General features: G+C 72.7%; 15 protein-coding genes. All 15 read left to right on the top strand.

All coding sequences use genetic code 11. The features are described 5' to 3' along the window. The first annotated feature begins 153 nt into the window (after positions 1–153). The 15 genes from ACSP97_RS28020 to ACSP97_RS27950 all read left to right on the top strand — a co-directional run bounded on the left by ACSP97_RS28020 (position 154) and on the right by ACSP97_RS27950 (position 15,315). Complete coding sequence (locus ACSP97_RS28020) at positions 154–1,791, top strand: acyl-CoA dehydrogenase family protein (protein ID WP_440554832.1); 1,638 nt, start codon at positions 154–156, stop codon at positions 1,789–1,791. A gap of 342 nt (positions 1,792–2,133) precedes the next feature. Beyond that, the gene (locus ACSP97_RS28015) at positions 2,134–3,429 is read left to right on the top strand and encodes a GAF domain-containing protein (RefSeq protein WP_440554822.1); all 1,296 of its coding nucleotides are present in this window, start codon (positions 2,134–2,136) and stop codon (positions 3,427–3,429) included. A gap of 209 nt (positions 3,430–3,638) precedes the next feature. After that, positions 3,639–4,976 carry a hypothetical protein gene (locus tag ACSP97_RS28010; protein WP_440554799.1) on the top strand — a complete coding sequence of 446 codons (1,338 nt, stop codon included), beginning with the start codon at positions 3,639–3,641 and terminating at the stop codon, positions 4,974–4,976. 219 nt (positions 4,977–5,195) lie between these two features. Further along, a complete protein-coding gene (locus ACSP97_RS28005; protein ID WP_358275476.1) occupies positions 5,196–5,768 on the top strand; it encodes a GNAT family N-acetyltransferase in 573 nt (190 codons plus the stop codon). 127 nt (positions 5,769–5,895) lie between these two features. Further along, the gene (locus ACSP97_RS28000) at positions 5,896–5,979 is read left to right on the top strand and encodes a putative leader peptide (RefSeq protein WP_309486338.1); all 84 of its coding nucleotides are present in this window, start codon (positions 5,896–5,898) and stop codon (positions 5,977–5,979) included. Positions 5,980–6,126: 147 nt separating this feature from the next. Continuing rightward, the gene (locus tag ACSP97_RS27995; protein WP_364728101.1) at positions 6,127–7,824 is read left to right on the top strand and encodes a nitrite/sulfite reductase; all 1,698 of its coding nucleotides are present in this window, start codon (positions 6,127–6,129) and stop codon (positions 7,822–7,824) included. After that, positions 7,821–8,003, top strand: a complete 183-nt coding sequence (locus tag ACSP97_RS27990; RefSeq protein ID WP_070025559.1) for a hypothetical protein — start codon at positions 7,821–7,823, stop codon at positions 8,001–8,003. Before ACSP97_RS27995 ends, ACSP97_RS27990 begins: the two co-directional genes overlap by 4 nt. After that, positions 8,000–8,710 carry a phosphoadenylyl-sulfate reductase gene (locus ACSP97_RS27985; RefSeq protein ID WP_355148268.1) on the top strand — a complete coding sequence of 237 codons (711 nt, stop codon included), beginning with the start codon at positions 8,000–8,002 and terminating at the stop codon, positions 8,708–8,710. Before ACSP97_RS27990 ends, ACSP97_RS27985 begins: the two co-directional genes overlap by 4 nt. 38 nt (positions 8,711–8,748) lie before the next feature. Beyond that, complete coding sequence (gene cysC, locus ACSP97_RS27980) at positions 8,749–9,285, top strand: adenylyl-sulfate kinase (RefSeq protein ID WP_355148270.1); 537 nt, start codon at positions 8,749–8,751, stop codon at positions 9,283–9,285. Beyond that, positions 9,282–10,217, top strand: a complete 936-nt coding sequence (cysD, locus tag ACSP97_RS27975; RefSeq protein WP_355322464.1) for a sulfate adenylyltransferase subunit CysD — start codon at positions 9,282–9,284, stop codon at positions 10,215–10,217. Before cysC ends, cysD begins: the two co-directional genes overlap by 4 nt. A gap of 2 nt (positions 10,218–10,219) precedes the next feature. After that, the gene (locus ACSP97_RS27970) at positions 10,220–11,554 is read left to right on the top strand and encodes a sulfate adenylyltransferase subunit 1 (RefSeq protein WP_355322462.1); all 1,335 of its coding nucleotides are present in this window, start codon (positions 10,220–10,222) and stop codon (positions 11,552–11,554) included. Positions 11,555–11,777: 223 nt separating this feature from the next. Further along, positions 11,778–12,887: an aliphatic sulfonate ABC transporter substrate-binding protein gene (locus ACSP97_RS27965; RefSeq protein ID WP_355148276.1), complete on the top strand. Its 1,110-nt coding sequence runs from the start codon at positions 11,778–11,780 to the stop codon at positions 12,885–12,887. A 34-nt stretch (positions 12,888–12,921) separates the two neighbouring features. After that, positions 12,922–13,701 carry an ABC transporter ATP-binding protein gene (locus ACSP97_RS27960; RefSeq protein WP_355148278.1) on the top strand — a complete coding sequence of 260 codons (780 nt, stop codon included), beginning with the start codon at positions 12,922–12,924 and terminating at the stop codon, positions 13,699–13,701. Beyond that, entirely contained in the window at positions 13,688–14,572 is an 885-nt protein-coding gene (locus tag ACSP97_RS27955) for an ABC transporter permease (protein ID WP_355322458.1), read from the top strand. Before ACSP97_RS27960 ends, ACSP97_RS27955 begins: the two co-directional genes overlap by 14 nt. 5 nt (positions 14,573–14,577) lie before the next feature. Then, positions 14,578–15,315, top strand: a complete 738-nt coding sequence (locus ACSP97_RS27950; protein WP_358275482.1) for a sirohydrochlorin chelatase — start codon at positions 14,578–14,580, stop codon at positions 15,313–15,315. The last annotated feature ends 32 nt before the right edge of the window (positions 15,316–15,347 follow it).

Genomic DNA, 15,347 nt, shown 5'->3' with positions numbered 1-15,347 from the left:
TCCGCAGCAACGGGCCTGTCTCACCTCGCGGGGCGCTCTGCCGATCAGCTCGTCGCACCCTGTGCACACCTGCCCGTTTTCGCCCGGTCGCGGCGGCCGCCCTGTGTCACCCTGGAGGCCATCACCACCGCCGTTCCGGGTAGGTTCGCAATCATGGCAGGCATCTCCCTCCACACCGTGACGAACCAGCCGCCCCCGCTGGCCGGCTACGACCTGTTCACCGCCGACCGGGCGCTGGTGGAGGCCGTCGAGCGGCACACTCCGGACGCGCTGCTGGACGAGGTGCGCGGTGAGCTGTCGACGCTGGGCCGGGCCGGCGGCTCGGCGCAGGTCCAGGAGTGGGCGACACAGGCGAACGAGCAGCCGCCCCGGCTGCGCAGCCACGACCGCTACGGCCACCGGATCGACGAGGTGGAGTTCCACCCGGCCTGGCACCGGCTGCTCGGCAAGGGCGTCTCGGCGGGGCTGACCGGCGCCTGGACGCGGCCGGCCGGGCATGTGCGCCGGGCGGCCGGGTTCCTGCTGTGGACCCAGGTCGAGGCGGGCACCTGCTGCCCGCTGTCCATGACGCACGCGGCGGTGCCCGCGCTGCGCACCGACCCCGCGCTCGCCGCGGTCTGGGAGCCCCGGCTGACCTCCACCGTCTACGACCAGGAGCTGCGGCCGGCCGCGGACAAGCCCGGCGCCCTGTTCGGTATGGGCATGACCGAGAAGCAGGGCGGCAGCGACGTCCGGGCGAACACCACCCTGGCCCGTCCGCTCGCCGAGGAGGGCACCTACGCGCTCACCGGGCACAAGTGGTTCTGCTCGGCGCCGATGTCGGACGGGTTCCTGGTGCTGGCGCAGGCCCCCGGGGGCCTGACCTGCTTCCTGGTGCCACGCGTCCTGGACGACGGCACCCGCAACGTCTTCCTGCTCCAGCGGCTCAAGGACAAGCTGGGCAACCGGTCCAACGCCTCCGCCGAGGTGGAGTTCGACGGCACCTGGGCGCGCCGGGTCGGCGAGGAGGGACGCGGGGTGCGGACCATCATGGGGATGGTCGCCGCGACCCGGCTGGACTGCGCGCTCGGCTCGGCGGGCCTGATGCGGCAGGCGGTGGCGCAGGCGGTGCACCACTGCGGCCACCGGGAGGCGTTCGGCGGCCCGCTGGTGGACAAGCCGCTGATGCGCAATGTGCTCGCCGACCTCGCGCTGGAGTCGGAGGCGGCGACCGCGCTGTCGATGCGGCTGGCGGCGGCGTACGACGACGGGGGCGAGCGGGAGCGCGCCTTCCTGCGGCTCGCGGTGCCGGCCGCCAAGTACTGGATCGCCAAGCGGTGCGCGCCGGTCGTGGTCGAGGCTGCCGAGTGCCTGGGCGGCAACGGGTACGTGGAGGAGTCGGGGCTGCCCCGGCTGGTGCGCGAGTCGCCGCTCAACTCCGTGTGGGAGGGCGCCGGGAACGTGCAGGCGCTGGACGCGCTGCGGGCGTTGCGGCGGGAGCCGGCCGCGCTGGACGCCTGTCTGACCGAGATCGGGCAGGCGCACGGCGCCGATCACCGGCTGGACCGTGCGGTGAAGGGCCTGTTCACCGAACTGGCGGATCTGGAGGGCGTGGAGGGCCGGGCGCGGCGGCTGGTGGAGCGGCTCGCGCTGGTGCTCCAGGGGTCCCTGCTGGTGCGGCACGCGCCGCCGGAGGTGGCCGACGCCTTCTGCGCCTCCCGGCTGGGCGGTGACCACGGCGGGACGTTCGGCACGCTGCCGGGCGGCCTGGACCTGGCCCCGGTGGTCGAGCGGGCACGGCCGGTCGCCTGAAGCACCGCACGTCCACGGGGGGTTGTTCGATGTCCTGGCCGGAATCGGCCGGTGCCCGGCCGGGGGTGGTGCTGCGCCGACACGGCACCACCCCCGCCACTGGGCCCGTTGCAGCCCGTGGACGCCACGGCGGGCGCCGTGGTCAAGTCTCGGCCGGGTTCGGACGGTTCACCAGGGTTGCAGGGGGTTGCAACTTCTCGGCGCACATGCGCGGAGTGTGTGCCTCCGGCCTGCCCGGACCGGCAGTATGAGAGGAACAGCCGACCGGAATGCGCCGCCCGGGCGGCTTGAGGAGTTTGTTCGACGTTCTTCTCCGGGAGGGGACCCGTGGTGAACCCGCCGATGAACGTGGCGCGTCTGGCCGCCCTGGACGCGGCGCAGGCGGCCCGGGTGATGAACGCGGTGCGTGAGGCGACGCTCGCCGGCCAGCGCGGGCCCGTCGCGCCGCGGCCGGTGATCGAGCAGTCCTGGGGGCGGATGCTGCGCAGCGGCGTCGACCCGGAGCGCGACTGCAGATCGGGGCTGTTGCCCCCGGAGGAGGTACGGCGGCGGCGCGAGGAGTCGCCGCTGCGGCATGTCCTGCCGGTGCTGCGCGAGGGGCTGCTCTCGGTCGCCGACGTCGCCCAGCACATCATGGTCGTCGCGGACGCCGAGGGGCGGGTGCTGTGGCGCGAGGGGTCGGGCCCGGTGCTGCGCAAGGCGGACGGGCTCGGCTTCGAACTGGGCGCGGACTGGCGGGAGGACGTGGTCGGCACCAACGGGGTGGGCACCCCGGCGGTCGTGCGCCGGCCCGTGCAGGTGTTCGCCGCCGAGCACTTCGTGCGCTCGCACTCCTCCTGGACGTGCACGGGGGCGCCGATCACCGATCCGCGGGACGGCCGGCTGCTCGGAGTGGTGGATGTGAGCGGTCCGCTGGAGACCATGCATCCGGCGACCCTCGCCTGGGTGGACTCGGTGGCCAAGCTCGCCGAGGCGCGGCTGCGGGAGATGCACCTGACCTCGCTGGAGCGGCTGCGGGCGGTGGCGGCGCCGGTGCTGGCGCGGCTTGCCGGGCGGGCCCTGGTGGTGGACCGGGACGGCTGGGCGGCGGCCGTGACGGGGATGCCGTACGTGCGGCGGGTGGGGCTGCCCAAGTCGCTGGTGCCGGGCCGCCGGTGGCTGCCGTCGCTCGGCTGGTGCGCGGTGGAACCGCTGTGCGGGGGCTGGCTGCTGCGGGCGGACGAGGACCCGCACACCGCGTCGAGCTCCCGCGTCGTGCTGGACCTGACCCGGCCCGAGCGCGCGGCGGTGACGGTGTCGGCCGGGTCCTCGGCCGGCACCTGGTCGCGGGAACTGAGCCCGCGGCACGCGGAGTTGCTGTTCCTGCTGGCCGAACACCCCGGCGGGCGCGGGGCGGCGGAGCTGGCCGGGGATCTGTTCGGGGATCCGTCACGGACGGTGACGGTGCGGGCGGAGATGTCGCGGATACGCCGGTATCTCGGGGGACTTCTCCAGCATCGGCCGTATCGTTTCTCTGAAGCGGCGGACGTCGAGTTGCTGCTGCCCGAGAACCCCCGTGACCTGCTGCCCCGTTCGACGGCCGGGGCGGTGGAGCGCCGCCGGGTGGCCCTGATGGAGGACCGTCCGGCGCCCGCGTGACGGCGGGGGCGGCGCTGTTCCCGCGTGTCTTCCGGGTATTTGCGGGGTCTTCGCCCTGCGCGGACCGTTACTGCCGTAGCATCCCTACGGGCCCGGTGGCACGGGGTGCGCGTCAACCGGCGCGTCGCCGGGCGCAGTTGGACCACCCCGGCCGCAGGCCCGGGGCGACGGCGCGCGCCGGAGCGAAGGGACCCTGAAGAGGGGGCGACATGAACCATCGCGGCAGACACCGTCGGCGCAGGCGGGGTACGGCCCTGCGCGCCGCGCTGACCGGGACCGCGCTGGCGCTGACCGCGGCCGCCACCCTGATCAGCACCTCCCAGGCGCAGGTCACCGAGCGCCCCGGCGCGCTCAAGGCGCTCACCGCCCCGGCGGACACCGCCCCGCTGCGGCTGCGCGAGCACCTGGTGCCCGCCCGTGCCCTGGACCGGCTGGCCGCCGCGATGGGCCGTCCGGTCGGTGTGGACACCGTGCTGGACAGCGCCGACCGCACCCTCGCCGAGGGCGCCGACTGCTCCGACACCGACCGCGCCTCCCTGCCGGTCACCCCCTCCCCCGCCCGCGCCTACTGCTGGGACCCCGCCGACACCACCGCCGGCACGGACTGGCGGCCCACCTCGGTGACCACGTCCGGGGACGCCGACGAGGACGGGGTCTGGGGCAGTCACCGGGTCGTCCTGAGCGGGTGGACGCACAGCGCCGAGGACGGCCCGCGTGCCGAGCGGGGCCTCGCCCGGGTCGCCTTCGTGAACGCCGACGACCCGGACCGGCTCGCCTACCGCTGGGTGCTGCTGGTGGTGCCGGTGGACGGTGGCCGCGACTACCGGAGCCTCGGTTCCGGAATCTCCTCCATGGTCTGGTACCAGGACAAACTCCTGGTCACCACCCGGCGGGCCGATGCCACCGCGCTCTATGTGTACGACGTCGACCGCATCCTGCGCACCACGGTCGACGGGCCCGCGGTCGGCCGGGTGCGCGGCGGCTGGTCCGCCGACGGCTACCGGTACGTGATGCCCGCGGTCGGCACCTACCGCTTCACCGGGGGCCGCTGCTCGGCGTCCGGGCCGCCCTGTCCGGGCGCGCTGGCGCTCGACCGCAGCACGGCGCCGGACAGTCTGGTCGCCGCCGAGTGGACCACCCCCGGCAGCGAGCGGACCGCACGGCTGTGGCGGTACGCGTTCAGCACCGCGCCCGGGCACGAGGGGCTGCTCGCCACGAACGCCGCGGGGCAGGTGAACGCGGTGGAGGAGTACCGGACCCGGGTGACCGGAATCCGGGGCGTGCTGTCGTACCGGCGGGCCGGGGCGGCGCGTCCGTCCTGGTATGTGGGACGGCTGCCCGGCTCGCAAGACGGGCACGGCGGGCTGCTGCGCCAGGACACCCGGGGCGCCGAGGCCGCCGAGTGCGGCGCGGACGGCACCCACCGCTGCTGGGCCGACTCCCCGGGCTCCCTGTCGTACTGGCAGGAGACCGGCGAGGTGTGGTCCCTGTCCGACCGGATGCTGTTCACGCTCCCGCTGGCGGAGCTGGACCGGTCACTGGACTGAGGCCGGGCGAGTCCGGCGCCCCCACGCGCCGGGCTGGATCGGCGACCCCAGGGGCCGGGCGTTACGGACGCCCCAACAGACCGGGCAGGATCGGCGCCCGCACGGGCCGGCCGGGATCGGCGGCCCCGGGAGCCGGGCAGTGGCGGCCGTCTCACCACGCGCGGGGCGGGGCACGGCGGCCGTCGACAGACCCCGCGGCGGGATGATTCCCTGGCCCGCATGAGCAGCGTCCCTGTCACCACCTGGTACCTGGAGCAGACGACCCCGGCCGATCTGCTGCCCGCCGCCGCCCCCGAAGGCGATGTCCGGATCGTCCGCGCGGAGGTGCCCTCGCCCGAATTCAACCGGTTCCTGTACACCGCGGTGGGCGGGGACATCCGCTGGACCGACCGGCTCGGCTGGTCGTACGCGCGCTGGCAGGAGCTGCTGGAGCAGCCGGGGACGGAGACCTGGGTGGCCTACGACCGCGGCACCCCGGCCGGGTACGTCGAGCTGCAGGCGCAGGACGAGGGCGCGGTGGAGATCCTCTACTTCGGGCTGCTGCCCGCCTTCCGGGGCCGGGGCATCGGCGGCCATCTGCTGGCCCAGGGCACCGCCCGCGCCTGGGACCTCGCCGAGCGCTGGCCGGACCGGACGCCGACGAAGCGGGTGTGGGTGCACACCTGCGACAGGGACGGCGAGTTCGCCATGGCCAACTACCAGCGGCGCGGGTTCAAGCTGTACGACACCAGGGTCGAGCCGGAGCCCGACGTGGCGACACCGGGCCCCTGGCCCGGCGCCTACTCTGCCTGACCTGCCGGGACAAGCCTCCACCCGGCACATGTGAGCGACGACACCCTTGTCCCGCGATGTGGGACAAGGGTGTCCGCATGCCGGAAGAAGCTGGACTCTGTCCAGATCGCCGTGACACGCTGCCGTCATGTCTGGAACTGGAATTGCCTTGGTGAGTCGGCGGCACGTCGACCTCGGCCGCATGTCCAGCGCCATCTGTCCGGCGAGCTGACCCCTACAGCACCGCCGTTCCCGCACTTGCGATCTCCGCCTGACCCCTGCCCGCGCACGGCCGCGCACCCCTGCCCGTGCGCACCTGTACGTGCAGGTCAGAGCCGTCAGACCCGCCTTTCCTCCGGTCCCGAAGGACGTAGCAGCCATGGCCGCCACCCCACAGAACCCAGCCGCCTCCGCGCCCCGCCGCAAGGTGAGCCGTCACCGCGGCGAGGGCCAGTGGGCCCAGGGCCACTTCACACCGCTCAACGGCAACGAGCAGTTCAAGAAGGACGACGACGGTCTCAACGTACGGACACGTATTGAGACGATCTACGCCCAGCGCGGGTTCGACTCCATCGACCCGACCGATCTGCGCGGCCGGATGCGCTGGTGGGGCCTGTACACCCAGCGCAAGCCGGGGATCGACGGCGGCAAGACCGCGATCCTGGAGCCCGAGGAGCTGGACGACGAGTACTTCATGCTCCGGGTGCGGATCGACGGCGGCCGGCTGACCACCGCGCAGCTGCGGGTCATCGGCGAGGTCTCCCAGGAGTTCGCGCGCGGCACCGCCGACATCACCGACCGGCAGAACATCCAGCTGCACTGGGTCCGGATCGAGGACGTGCCGGAGATCTGGCGGCGCCTGGAGGCGGTGGGCCTGTCCACCACCGAGGCCTGCGGCGACACGCCCCGTGTGATCCTCGGCTCCCCGGTGGCCGGCATCGCCGAGGACGAGATCATCGACGGCACCCCGGCCATCGAGGAGATCCACCGGCGCGTCATCGGCAACCCGGCGTACTCGAACCTGCCGCGCAAGTTCAAGACCGCCGTCTCCGGCTCGCCGCTGCTGGACGTGGCGCACGAGATCAACGACGTCGCGTTCGTCGGCGTCGAACACCCCGAGCACGGCCCCGGCTTCGACCTGTGGGTCGGCGGCGGGCTGTCCACCAACCCCAAGATCGGGGTGCGGCTGGGCGCCTGGGTGCCGCTGGAGGAGGTCGCCGACGTCCACGAGGGCGTCATCTCGATCTTCCGTGACTACGGCTACCGGCGGCTGCGCAACCGGGCCCGGCTGAAGTTCCTGGTCGCCGACTGGGGCGCGGAGCGGTTCCGGCAGGTACTGGAGGACGAGTACCTCAAGCGCAAGCTGATCGACGGCCCGGCACCGGCCCAGCCCGTGGAGCGCTGGCGCGACCACGTGGGCGTGCACCGGCAGAGGGACGGCCGCTTCTACGTCGGCTTCGCGCCGCGCGTCGGCCGGGTCGACGGCGCCACCCTGGCCAAGATCGCCGACGTCGCCGAGGCGCACGGGTCCGGGCGGGTGCGCACCACCACCGAGCAGAAGATGATCGTGCTGGACGTCGAGGAGGCCCAGGTCGACCCGCTGCGCGCGGCACTCGACGCGCTCGGCCTCAGCGTCTCCCCGTCCCCGTTCCGGCGCGGCACCATGGCCTGCACCGGCATCGAGTTCTGCAAGCTCGCCATCGTGGAGACCAAGGCGCGCGGCAGCGCCCTGATCGACGAACTGGAGCGCCGGCTCCCCGAGTTCGACGAGCCGCTGACCATCAACATCAACGGCTGCCCCAACGCCTGCGCCCGCATCCAGGTGGCGGACATCGGTCTCAAGGGCCAGCTGGTCCTGGACGAGGACGGCAACCAGGTCGAGGGCTACCAGGTGCACCTGGGCGGCGCCCTCGGTCTGGAGGCGGGCTTCGGCCGCAAGGTGCGCGGGCTGAAGGTCACCTCGCAGGAACTGCCCGACTACATCGAGCGGGTGCTCAGGCGCTACCTGGCCGAGCGCGAGGACGGCGAGCGGTTCGCCGCCTGGGCCGGCCGCGCCACCGAGGAGGCCCTGTCGTGAGCGAGCGTGCGGCACCTTTCCACTGCCCCTACTGCGGCGACGAGGACCTGCGGCCGAACGAACAGGGCCACGGCGCATGGGAGTGCGGCGCGTGCAACCGCGCCTTCCAGCTGAAATTCCTCGGGCTGCTCGCCCAGGGACTGCGGCGAGCCGACGACCACAAGGGCGGACGGATATGACGGAAGTTCGGCAAGAGCGCACCACCGAGGAGCTGCGGGAGCTGGCCGAGCGCGCGGGCCGCGAACTGGAGGACGCCTCCGCCCTGGAGATCCTGCGCTGGGCGGTGGACACCTTCGGCGAGGAGTTCTGCGTGACCTCCTCCATGGAGGACGCCGTCGTCGCGCACCTGGCCTCCCGGGTGCGCAAGGGCGTGGACGTCGTCTTCCTCGACACCGGCTACCACTTCCCGGAGACCATCGGCACCCGGGACGCGGTGGCCGCCGTGATGGACGTCAACGTCATCACCCTCACCCCCCGGCAGACGGTCGCCGAACAGGACGCCGAGTACGGCCCGAAGCTGCACGACCGCGACCCCGATCTGTGCTGCGCCCTGCGCAAGGTGCGGCCGCTGGCGGAGGGCCTGGCGAACTACCGGGCCTGGGCCACCGGACTGCGCCGCGACGAGTCGCCGACCCGGGCGAACACCCCGGTCGTCGGCTGGGACGAGAAGCGGCAGAAGGTCAAGGTCTCCCCCATCGCCCGCTGGACCCAGGACGACGTGGACGCCTACATCGCCGAACACGGCGTCCTCACCAACCCGTTGCTGATGGACGGCTACCCCTCCATCGGCTGCGCCCCGTGCACCCGCCGGGTACTGGAGGGCGAGGACCCGCGGGCCGGACGCTGGGCGGGCCGCGCCAAGACCGAGTGCGGGCTGCACGGATGACGCCCCGCCCGATTCCCGATCCGACACAGGAGAACGACGTGACCACCGGAGCCACCGTCTGGCTCACCGGGCTGCCGAGCGCCGGCAAGACCACCATCGCCCATGAACTGGCCGCCCGGCTGCGGACCGAGGGGCGCCGGGTGGAGGTGCTCGACGGGGACGAGATCCGCGAGTTCATCTCTGCGGGCCTCGGCTTCTCCCGCGAGGACCGGCACACCAATGTGCAGCGCATCGGCTTCGTCGCCGAACTGCTCGCCCGCAACGGGGTGCTGGCGCTGGTGCCGGTGATCGCACCCTACGCGGACAGCCGGGAGGCGGTGCGCAAGCGGCACGAGGAGAACGCCACGCCGTATCTGGAGGTGCATGTGGCGACGCCGGTGGAGGTGTGCAGCGTCCGCGATGTGAAGGGTCTGTACGCCAAGCAGGCGGCGGGCGAGCTGACCGGGCTGACCGGTGTGGACGACCCGTACGAGGAGCCGGAGTCGCCCGAGCTGCGGATCGAGTCGCAGCACCAGACCGTGCAGGAGTCCGCGGCTGCCGTGTACGCCCTGCTGAACGAGAGGGGACTGGCATGACCGCGGTCGCCGAGGTCCAGGGCGGTACGGACAGTCCGTACGCCCTGTCGCACCTGGACGCGCTGGAGTCCGAGGCGGTGCACATCTTCCGCGAGGTGGCGGGCGAGTTCGAGAACCCGGTGATCCTGTTCTCCGGTGGCAAGGACTCGATCGTGATGCTGCATCTGGCGCTGAAGGCGTTCGCGCCGGCGCCGGTGCCCTTCGCGCTGCTGCACGTGGACACCGGGCACAACTTCCCCGAGGTGCTGGACTACCGGGACCGCGCGGTCGAGCGGCACGGGCTGCGCCTGCACGTGGCCTCCGTGCAGGACTACATCGACCGGGGCGTCCTCAAGGAGCGCCCGGACGGCACCCGCAACCCGCTCCAGACGCTGCCGCTGACCGAGAAGATCCAGTCGGAGAAGTTCGACGCCGTCTTCGGCGGTGGCCGCCGCGACGAGGAGAAGGCCCGCGCCAAGGAGCGGGTGTTCTCGCTGCGCGACGAGTTCTCCCAGTGGGACCCGCGCCGCCAGCGCCCCGAGCTGTGGAACCTGTACAACGGCCGGCACGCCCCCGGCGAGCACGTCCGGGTGTTCCCGCTGTCCAACTGGACCGAGCTGGACGTGTGGCAGTACATCGCCCGCGAGGGCATCGAGCTGCCGCAGATCTACTTCGCCCACGAGCGCGAGGTGTTCCGGCGGGACGGCATGTGGCTGACCGCCGGCGACTGGGGTGGCCCGCGCACGGGGGAGACCGTGGAGAAGCGCCTCGTCCGCTACCGCACCGTCGGCGACATGTCCTGCACGGGCGCGGTCGACTCCGACGCCACGACCCTGGACGCCGTGATCGCCGAGATCGCCGCGTCCCGGCTCACCGAGCGGGGCGCCACCCGCGCGGACGACAAGCTGTCCGAGGCCGCGATGGAAGACCGCAAGCGCGAGGGGTACTTCTAGCCATGAGCACCACCACGACCGAGGCACTCTCGGCCACCACCCTGCTGCGGTTCGCCACCGCCGGCTCCGTGGACGACGGCAAGTCCACCCTCGTCGGCCGGCTGCTGCACGACTCCAAGTCGGTCCTCGCCGACCAGCTCGAAGCCGTGGAGCGGGCGTCGGCGAGCCGTGGCCAGGACACTCCGGACCTCGCCCTGCTCACCGACGGCCTGCGCGCCGAGCGCGAACAGGGCATCACCATCGACGTGGCGTACCGTTACTTCGCCACGCCCCGGCGGCGGTTCATCCTCGCCGACACCCCGGGCCATGTGCAGTACACCCGCAACATGGTCACCGGCGCGTCCACGGCGGAGCTGACCGTCATCCTGGTCGACGCCCGCAACGGGGTGGTCGAGCAGACCCGCCGGCACGCCGCGATCGCCGCCCTGCTGCGGGTCCCGCACGTCGTCCTCGCGGTCAACAAGATGGACCTGGTGGACTACGCGGAGCCCGTGTTCGCCGCGATAGCCGAGGAGTTCACGGCGTACGCGACGGAGCTGGGCGTCCCGGAGGTGACGGCGATCCCGATCTCCGCGCTGGCCGGTGACAACGTGGTGGAACCGTCCGCGCACATGGACTGGTACGGCGGTCCCACCGTGCTGGAGCACCTGGAGACCGTCCCGGTCAGCCACGACCTGGCGCACTGCCACGCCCGGCTGCCCGTGCAGTACGTGATCCGCCCGCAGACCGCGGAGCACCGCGACTACCGGGGGTACGCGGGCCAGATCGCGGCGGGCAGCTTCCGGGTCGGCGAGGAGGTCACCGTCCTGCCGTCCGGGCGGACCTCGACGATCTCCGGCATCGACCTGCTGGGCGAACCGGTGGACGTCGCCTGGACCACGCAGTCCGTGACCCTCCTGCTGGCGGACGACATCGACGTCTCGCGCGGCGATCTGATCGTGCCGACGAAGGACGCGCCGCCCACCACGCAGGACGTGGAGGCGACCGTCTGCCATGTCGCCGACCAGCCGCTGACGGTCGGCCACCGGGTACTGCTCAAGCACGGCACGCGCACCGTCAAGGCGATCGTGAAGGACATCCCGTCCCGGCTCACCCTCGACGACCTGTCCCTGCACCCGCACCCCGGGCAGCTCGCCGCCAACGACATCGGCCGCGTCAAGATCCGCACGGCCGAGCCCCTCCCGGTCGACTCCTACGCCGACTCCCGCCGCACCGGTTCGTTCATCCTGATCGACCCGGCCGACGGCACCACGCTCACCGCGGGCATGGTCGGCGAGTCGTTCGCGGCGCCCGACCCCGTCAAGAGCGCGGCGGACGACGACGGCTGGGACTTCTGACCATGAACCCTCCCGATTTCTTCTCGGCGTTCGCGAAGGAGGGCGGCCGTGTGGGCAGCGGCGCCCTCGGCAGCGGCCAGGGCGGGGTCGCGCGATGTGTGCGCTGACGTACGCGCACCGCTCGCGCGCCCTCACCCCCCACCGCCGTAAACGAAGACCTGCCGACCTCCCGGCCACGACCTGAGAGACCGTGACCGCCGGGCCAACGAGAGGAAACCCTCCCGTGCCTGCCATCAACTCCCGCGTACTGCGCCGCTCGATAGCCGCGCTGGCCGCTCTCCCCCTGCTCACGCTCGCCGCGTGCGGCTACGGTTCCGAGGCGAAGACCGACGACACCGCGAAGGTCGCCGCCGGGGCGAAGAAGACCGACGGTCTCGACTCCGTGAAGATCGGGTACTTCCCGAACCTGACCCACGGCACCGCGCTGGTGGGCCGGGAACGCGGTCTGTTCCAGAAGGAACTGGGCGCCACCAAGGCCGAGTACGCCACCTTCAACGCCGGCCCGTCCGAGATCGAGGCGCTGAACTCGGGCTCCATCGACATCGGCTGGATCGGCCCCTCCCCGGCGATCAACGGCTACACCAAGTCCGACGGCAAGTCCCTGAAGATCATCGGCGGTTCGGCCTCCGGCGGGGTGAAGCTGGTCGTCAACCCGAAGAAGATCACGTCCCTGAAGGACGTCAAGGGCAAGAAGATCGCCACCCCGCAGCTGGGCAACACGCAGGACGTGGCGTTCCTCAACTGGGCCGCGGAGCAGGGCTGGAAGGTCGACCCGCAGAGCGGCAAGGGCGATGTCACGGTCGTGCGCAGCGACAACAAGGTGACGCCGGACGCCTTCAAGTCGGGCTCCGTCGACGGCGCCTGGGTGCCGGAGCCGACCGCGTCCAAGCTGGTCTCCGAGGGCGGCAAGGTGCTGCTGGACGAGTCCTCGCTGTGGCCGGGCAACAAGTTCGTGATCACCAACATCATCGTGCGCCAGGCGTTCCTCAAGGAGCACCCGAAGGCCGTCGAGGCGGTGCTGAGGGCGTCCGTCGAGGCCAACAAGTGGATCAACGCCAACCCGGAGCAGGCGAAGCAGGCCGCGAACAAGCAGCTCGCGGACGACTCGGGCAAGGCGCTGCCGGCCCAGGTGCTCGACCCGGCGTGGAAGTCCGTCCGCTTCACCGACGACCCGCTGGCCGCCAGCCTCGACAGCGAGGCGGCGCACGCGGTCAAGGCCGGACTGCTGGCCAAGCCGGATCTGAAGGGGATCTACGACCTGACGATCCTCAACAAGGTTCTCAAGGCCGAGGGCGAGCGTCCGGTCGACGCCGCCGGTCTCGGCACCAGCTGACGCCCGCCCCACGACGTCCCAGGAGGTGACGACCATGGCCACGACCCTCGCCAAGGCCGCGCGGTCGGTGGAGTACGCCGCACGCCTTGAGCATGTCTCGAAGTCCTTCGCCACACCGGGCGGGCCCCAGCTCGTCCTGGACGACATCGGCCTCGATGTCGCGCCCGGCGAGTTCGTCACCCTCCTGGGTGCCTCGGGCTGCGGAAAGTCCACGCTGCTCAACCTGGTGGCGGGCCTGGACAGGCCCACCGCCGGCACCATCCACACCGACGGCCGCCCCGCGCTGATGTTCCAGGAACACGCCCTGTTCCCCTGGCTGACCGCCGGCAAGAACATCGAACTCGCCCTCAGGCTCAGGGGAGTCCCCCGCCCGGAGCGGCGCGGCAAGGCCGAGGAGCTGCTCGAACTCGTCCGGCTGAAGGGCGCGTACGGCAAGCGCGTGCACGAGCTGTCCGGTGGCATGCGCCAGCGGGTCGCGATGGCCCGCGCGCTGGCGCAGGAAAGCCGGCTGCTGCTGATGGACGAGCCGTTCGCGGCCCTGGACGCCATCACGCGGGACGTGCTGCACGACGAGCTGACCCGGATCTGGTCGGAGACCGGTCTGTCGGTGCTGTTCGTGACGCACAACGTGCGCGAGGCGGTGCGGCTCGCCCAGCGGGTCGTGCTGCTGTCCTCCCGGCCCGGCCGTATCGCCCGGGAGTGGGAGGTCGGCATCCCGCACCCGCGGCGCATCGAGGACGCGCCCGTGGCGGAGCTGTCCCTGGAGATCACCGAAGTCCTGCGTGGGGAGATCCGCCGTCATGGCCAGCAGTGAGACGACGACCGGCCCCGCGACGGACAGCGTGGGGGCGGGCCTCGACGCGCTGGAGACCACCCAGTCGCGCCGTACCCCGTTCCGCAAGACCCTTGTCGACAAGATCGTCCCGCCCCTCGCCGCGATCGTCGTGGTGCTGGTGGTGTGGCAGGGCCTGATCACCCTGAAGATCGTGGACGACCCGACCAAGCTGCCCACGCCGGGCGCGGTGTGGGGCGCCTTCCGCGACGACTGGCTCCAGGGCAAGCTGCTCGGCTACATCTGGACCTCCGTCTCCCGGGGTCTGCTCGGCTTCTGCCTCGCGCTCCTGATCGGCACCCCGCTGGGGTTGCTGGTGGCGCGGGTCAGGTTCGTGCGCGCGGCGATCGGGCCGGTGCTGTCCGGGCTCCAGTCGCTGCCGTCGGTGGCCTGGGTGCCGCCCGCGGTGATCTGGCTGGGGCTGAACAACTCCATGATGTACACGGTGATCCTGCTCGGCGCGGTGCCGTCCATCGCCAACGGGCTGGTCTCCGGGGTGGACCAGGTCTCCCCGCTGTTCCTGCGCGCGGGCCGCACGCTGGGCGCCACCGGCGTCAGGGGCACCTGGCACATCACCCTGCCGGCCGCCCTGCCCGGCTATGTGGCCGGCATGAAGCAGGGCTGGGCGTTCTCCTGGCGCTCCCTGATGGCCGCGGAGATCATCGCCAGCTTCCCCGATCTGGGCACCGGCCTCGGCCAGTTGCTGGAGAACGCGCGCACCGCCAGCGACATGGCGATGGTGTTCGAGGCCATCCTGCTGATCCTGTTCGTCGGCATCGCGATCGACCTGCTGATCTTCAGTCCGCTGGAGCGGTGGGTGCTGCGCAGCCGCGGGCTGCTGGTGAGGGGCTGACCGGCATGAACGGGCCCGTGCTCCTCGTCATCGCCCACGGCAGCCGCGACGCGCGGCACGCCCGGACCGTGCACGCCCTGGTGGAGCGGGTGCGGTCGCAGCGTCCGGGGCTGCGCGTGGAGACCGGCTTCCTGGACTTCAACGTGCCCTCGGTGCAGGGCGTCCTGGAGTCCCTGGCGGCGGAGGGGGTCCGGGACGTCGTGGCCCTGCCGCTGCTGCTGACCCGCGCCTTCCACGCCAAGGCCGACATCCCGGCGGTGCTGCGGCAGGCTCCCGCGCGGCTGCGGATCCGGCAGGCGGAGGTGCTCGGCCCGTCGCCGCTGCTGCTCGCGGCGCTGGAGCGGCGCCTGTACGAGGCCGGGCTGTCGCCGGCCGACAAGTCCTCGACCGGGGTCGTGCTGGCCTCGGCGGGGTCCAGCGACCCGGAGGCGATCGCGGTGATCGCCGACATCGCGCGGGAGTGGTGGCACACCGGTTGGTGCGCCGTGCGGCCCGCGTTCGCCTCCGCCTCCCTGCCGCGCACCGAGGACGCGGTGCGCGAACTGCGCGCGCTCGGCTGCGCCCGCGTGGCCGTCGCGCCGTACGTGCTGGCCCCCGGCTTCCTGCCGGACCGCATCGCGCGCGGCGCCGCCGGTGCGGACGTGCTCGCCGAGGTGCTGGGACCCGCGCCGGAGGTGGCGCGACTGCTGCTGCGCCGGTACGACGCCGCGTGCCGGCCGACGCTCCAGGTGCTGGGCGCCTGAGCGGCACCGCCGGGGAGGGCACCGCGCCGGGC

This window comes from Streptomyces sp. SCPE 10 (assembly GCF_051980735.1).
Classification (GTDB): Bacteria; Actinomycetota; Actinomycetes; order Streptomycetales; family Streptomycetaceae; genus Streptomyces; species Streptomyces misionensis.
This window is presented reverse-complemented; position numbering and strand designations above follow the sequence as displayed.

Coding starts and splice junctions, on each gene's coding strand:
- ACSP97_RS28020 (WP_440554832.1), top strand. CDS start 154: ATGGCAGGCATCTCCCTCCACACCGTGACGAACCAGCCGCCCCCGCTG.
- ACSP97_RS28015 (WP_440554822.1), top strand. CDS start 2,134: ATGAACGTGGCGCGTCTGGCCGCCCTGGACGCGGCGCAGGCGGCCCGG.
- ACSP97_RS28010 (WP_440554799.1), top strand. CDS start 3,639: ATGAACCATCGCGGCAGACACCGTCGGCGCAGGCGGGGTACGGCCCTG.
- ACSP97_RS28005 (WP_358275476.1), top strand. CDS start 5,196: ATGAGCAGCGTCCCTGTCACCACCTGGTACCTGGAGCAGACGACCCCG.
- ACSP97_RS28000 (WP_309486338.1), top strand. CDS start 5,896: ATGTCTGGAACTGGAATTGCCTTGGTGAGTCGGCGGCACGTCGACCTC.
- ACSP97_RS27995 (WP_364728101.1), top strand. CDS start 6,127: ATGGCCGCCACCCCACAGAACCCAGCCGCCTCCGCGCCCCGCCGCAAG.
- ACSP97_RS27985 (WP_355148268.1), top strand. CDS start 8,000: ATGACGGAAGTTCGGCAAGAGCGCACCACCGAGGAGCTGCGGGAGCTG.
- cysD (WP_355322464.1), top strand. CDS start 9,282: ATGACCGCGGTCGCCGAGGTCCAGGGCGGTACGGACAGTCCGTACGCC.
- ACSP97_RS27970 (WP_355322462.1), top strand. CDS start 10,220: ATGAGCACCACCACGACCGAGGCACTCTCGGCCACCACCCTGCTGCGG.
- ACSP97_RS27960 (WP_355148278.1), top strand. CDS start 12,922: ATGGCCACGACCCTCGCCAAGGCCGCGCGGTCGGTGGAGTACGCCGCA.
- ACSP97_RS27955 (WP_355322458.1), top strand. CDS start 13,688: ATGGCCAGCAGTGAGACGACGACCGGCCCCGCGACGGACAGCGTGGGG.
- ACSP97_RS27950 (WP_358275482.1), top strand. CDS start 14,578: ATGAACGGGCCCGTGCTCCTCGTCATCGCCCACGGCAGCCGCGACGCG.